At 50.2% G+C, this 1,884-nt stretch carries 2 protein-coding genes; one reads left to right on the forward strand and one right to left on the reverse strand.

Annotated elements, in window-relative coordinates; all coding sequences use genetic code 11:
- Positions 1-962 (forward strand): aminotransferase class III-fold pyridoxal phosphate-dependent enzyme (locus MKD38_RS30500; protein ID WP_252669754.1); only part of this gene is annotated, 962 nt, incomplete at its 5' end.
- 253 nt (positions 963-1,215) lie between these two features.
- Here the strand turns inward: MKD38_RS30500 and MKD38_RS30505 are convergent.
- Entirely contained in the window at positions 1,216-1,743 is a 528-nt protein-coding gene (locus MKD38_RS30505; protein WP_338107493.1) for an adenylyl-sulfate kinase, read from the reverse strand.
- Positions 1,744-1,884: the final 141 nt, after the last annotated feature.

The following is a 1,884-nucleotide window of genomic DNA, read 5'->3' on the forward strand; positions in this document are numbered from 1 at the left end:
CCTTCTTCTTGAGGACCGGATCTTGTGCAACGGAGGCAGCTGTCCGCATCGCACGACGTCGAACCGGTCAACCAATTATCCTAACAGCCGGTTTTCACGGTTGGCATGACATCTTCCAACGGTACCCGTGGTCTGACGATTCTACAGCCAAAGACCATTACATCCAGGACTTTCAGTATGACTTAGATATCTTGCAGCAGATGTTGAGTTGGAACAGAGGCAAAGTCGCCGGAATTGTAGTCACGCCAGAGCCATCGGTCTTTCCTCCGGAGTTACTCCACCAAAGCGCTAGAATGGCTATGCTGCATGGAGCGCTTTTGATCGTTGACGAGGTGCTTTGCGGACTTCGTTACGCCGACGGTGGTTACTGCCAAGCACACCGGGTCCCGGCCGACCTGATTACCTTGTCCGAAGGACTCGCACAGGGAATTGGCCTTTCTGCGGTTATTGGTACGGCCGATGCCATGTCCGGGGCGGATGGTGTTTATCTTGGCAACACCTACTTACGTGAAAATCGAGCCTTCGTAGCTGCTAATCTAACGCAGCAAATTTTCGAAGAAGATGGCATTGTAGCTCGCTTGGCGGATAGCGGCGCAGTGCTCAAGAGGTTGTTCCACGAGTCGTTCGCTAGCTTCGGAATACCCGCGCGTGTCTTAGGAAGCGACGCCATGTTCGATATTGTCATGCCTTCGCAAAGACATGGAAGTGCATTTGTCCGACGGTGCCTTCAATACGGTATATACACAGGCTACCCGGCAACTTACATGAGCAATATTTCCATGGGCAACACATTCTTCAGCACTTTACAAGAGGCGCTGAAGGGTGCGCTCGCGGACTACTGCAAAGACGAAGATATGACCGCGCGGGTTACAGATAGATCCATGATCGAATACTGTTGGCGAGCGTTTCGCGCGACAGCGAACACTTGCCTCTCCAACAAGACTTATTGGGCACAATTATGAAAGGCCGGTACCGAGATGCCCACAGCCAAGGATTACCGCTCGAACCCGCCCCCAAACGCACAATCGCCGAATAACTCGCATCGCTACAGTTGCAGAGATGTCCTATTACTTTCGCAAATTGCCGTAGCAGCATGGCTGCGGCTTTCACCGATATTACGTGATAGGCTAAATTGAAGGCCTATTTGCTGACCGGTTCGGTCCGAGTCGCACCAGCACTAATATTATTCCGCGCAAGACTCATTTGCCATTAAATTCAAAGACTCCGCCTGAGTTTAGTCAACGACAAACTTGGGGATCTGCTTAGGAGTACCAAGTGAATTGTACGTGCAACGTCCCTCAATTCCTGCGCCGTCTTATATCCGCTCACCCGAAACGCGTAATCTGTGGGAACCTCATACATTTTGCGCGTATCTGCAAATCTAGACTCGTCAGCAGTTATCGTGTTCATGAACACGGTGTAGACTGGGTACTTTGCCGCCCCCAGAAAGGCTCTCCGCGTTTCCGTTGTGGGACAAACAAAATCCACAATGCAATGGTCGTTCGCACCGTAGTTTAGCGTCAGATTGGCGATTTCCGCCATACGACGAGCGTGCTCGATTCGGTGCACAAAACTAAACGTCAAGTCACGATTTATATTATCCCGAACAAAATCCGCATTAACCCAGCTGGCTGTCGGAATTAAATCCAAAAGCATTCTAGCAAGTGTAGTCTTGCCAGATCCCGGAAGGCCTTGAATCATGACGATAGCACGCCCTCTTTGTTTCATATTCCACTTGCTCATGATTGATGGCCGTGTCAACGAATGCAGCAATAAATTCAAGCGTTTTTCAATGAATTCTTAAACCACGGTTGGATCGATCTACGTTCCCATTTTGCCAACTTCGCATTCGGGCCTCAACACAGTTTACCGAAACTTTGCTAG

This window comes from Cupriavidus sp. WGlv3 (genome assembly GCF_023952475.1).
In the GTDB taxonomy this organism is placed as follows: domain Bacteria; phylum Pseudomonadota; class Gammaproteobacteria; order Burkholderiales; family Burkholderiaceae; genus Cupriavidus; species Cupriavidus phytorum.